This is a genomic window from Corallococcus sp. 4LFB, from assembly GCF_046520365.1.
GTDB classification, from domain to species: domain Bacteria; phylum Myxococcota; class Myxococcia; order Myxococcales; family Myxococcaceae; genus Corallococcus; species Corallococcus caeni.
In genome coordinates this window covers 1-1,909 of sequence record NZ_JBKGHJ010000884.1, presented here as the reverse complement: position 1 = coordinate 1,909, position 1,909 = coordinate 1, and the positions used below count along the sequence as shown (strand labels likewise).

The 1,909-nt window shown below is 71.8% G+C and carries 2 protein-coding genes and 1 pseudogene; 1 reads left to right on the top strand and 2 read right to left on the bottom strand.

Annotation, left to right across the window (positions count from 1 at the left end):
* Together ACLEQD_RS42365 and ACLEQD_RS42360 are read right to left on the bottom strand one after the other, a co-directional pair.
* Positions 1-395, bottom strand: a pseudogene (locus ACLEQD_RS42365) (hypothetical protein); the annotation flags it as partial.
* On the bottom strand, positions 383-601 hold the full coding sequence (locus ACLEQD_RS42360) for a hypothetical protein (RefSeq protein ID WP_410391641.1): 219 nt from the start codon (positions 599-601) through the stop codon (positions 383-385). The gene ACLEQD_RS42360 and the pseudogene ACLEQD_RS42365, both read right to left, overlap by 13 nt.
* A gap of 142 nt (positions 602-743) precedes the next feature.
* Here ACLEQD_RS42360 and ACLEQD_RS42355 point away from each other — a divergent pair, with 142 nt between their 5' ends.
* Positions 744-1,772, top strand: coding sequence for a lipoate--protein ligase (locus ACLEQD_RS42355; RefSeq protein WP_410391640.1), 1,029 nt, complete (start codon positions 744-746; stop codon positions 1,770-1,772).
* Positions 1,773-1,909: the final 137 nt, after the last annotated feature.

Here is a 1,909-nt window from a genome sequence, read left to right as displayed (position 1 = left end):
AAGAACAGGTCCTCCGCCCCCAGGTTCTGGGCCGCCCACGTGCGCCAGCCGGGCAGAGGCTTGCCGGGCGCGGGCTGCAGGCCGGTGACGGTGAAGCCGCCGGCCGTGAAGGCGCGCGCCAGGCCCACCAGCGTCGCGCCCGTGCCGAAGCCGCACACCACGTGCTTCACCGTGGGGAAGCGCTCGCGCACCTGCGCGCGGAGCCCCGCCGCCCACGCCTCCACGCACGAAACCAGGGCGCGGTTGGTGAGCTGCCGGGGCCAGCACCAGCCGTCGCGCTCCAGCGCCATGGCCTGGTGGAACATGTCCGCCATGGAGCCCGCCTGGCGCACCTGCCCCTGGAAGCCGTGCGCGCGCAGGTACGTCTCACCCGCCGCGTCCGTCACGGCCACCATGGCAGGCCCCGCTCGCGGCCCAGGACGTCCAGCGCCAGCGCGCTCGACGCACCGGACAGCTCCACCAGCCCGCGCGAGCCCGGCGGCATCGCGGCCAGGTAGCGCGCGAAGGTGAGGTACTTGAGGCTGCCGGACGGCTGCGCCCCACCCCACAGCACCACCGGCCCGCCCGCACGCGGACGTGACAGGGAAAACACTCCACGCATGGTCGCCCCCTGGCGCGAACCACCTTGCGCGCCCGACACGCCCCGGAGTCTTCCGGTGGGATGGCTTGCGAGGCCATCGCCCCCGGGCCGGGGGGGATGTCCGCCGGTGGACTGCGCGCGAGCCCGGTTATGCTCCGCGCCCATGTCTCAAGCCCCGCGCGTCCGCATCCTCCTGTCGGAGACCTACAACCCCTGGTTCAACCTCGCGACCGAGGACTGGATCTTCCGCGAGCTGGACCCCGCCACCCAGACGCTCTTCCTCTGGCGCAACGACAACACCGTCGTCATCGGCCGCAACCAGAACCCGTGGTCCGAGTGCAACCTCACGCGCATGGAGGAGGACCAGGTCTTCCTCGCGCGGCGCACCAGCGGCGGCGGCGCGGTGTTCCACGACCTGGGCAACACCTGCTTCACGTTCCTGTCCGCGAAGGAGGGCTACAACAAGACGGCGAACGTCACCATCCTGCTGGACGCGCTGTCGCGGCTGGGCGTGAAGGCGCAGGCGTCCGGGCGCAACGACCTGGTGATTCCGCTGGAGGACGGCCCCCGGAAGATCAGCGGCAGCGCGTACCGCGAGACGAAGGACCGCGCCTTCCACCACGGCACGTTCCTCATCCACGCCAACCTGTCGCGGCTGGCCAACTACCTCACGCCGCACCCGAAGAAGCTGGAGTCCAAGGGCAGCGCGTCCGTGCGCTCGCGCGTCATGAACATCCGCGACCTCCAGCCGGAGGCCTCCCATGAAGCGCTGGTGAAGGCGATGATGGGCGCCTTCTGCGACTTCCACGGCGGCACCGCGGAGCCGGAGCTGCTGGAGCCCTCGTTCCTGGAGGGCCAGCCGTCGCTCAAGCGCACCTTCGAGCACTACGCGTCGTGGGACTGGCGCTTCGGCAACGCGCCCCGCTTCAGCCACCAGATGGTGGAGTACCTGTCGTGGGGCTTCTTCGAGGTCCACCTCGACGCGGAGAACGGACACGTCACCCGCGCGCAGGTCTTCTCGGATGCGCTCTACCCGGACCTCGTGCAGGACCTGCGGACGGCGCTCACCGGCAAGCCCCACAGCCGCAACGGGATGCAGCAGGCCGTCGCGGAGGTCCGCGCCCGTCACCCCTCGCAGGAGCGCGAGCTGGGAGAGCTGGAGACGTGGCTGATGGGCCAGGTCGAGGTCTGACCCGGCCCATCCGCCGTCACTTCACTCAGCGGTGGCCACCGCCGTGACCGCCGCCGTGGCCGCCGCCGTTCCCGCCGCCGCGGCTGGAGCCGTGGGACGAACCGCCGCCACGGCCGGAGCCGCCGCCCCAGCCTCAC

Excerpts from the sequence above, each read along its gene's own strand:
- ACLEQD_RS42360 (WP_410391641.1), bottom strand. The coding sequence starts at position 601 with ATGCGTGGAGTGTTTTCCCTGTCACGTCCGCGTGCGGGCGGGCCGGTG.
- ACLEQD_RS42355 (WP_410391640.1), top strand. The coding sequence starts at position 744 with ATGTCTCAAGCCCCGCGCGTCCGCATCCTCCTGTCGGAGACCTACAAC.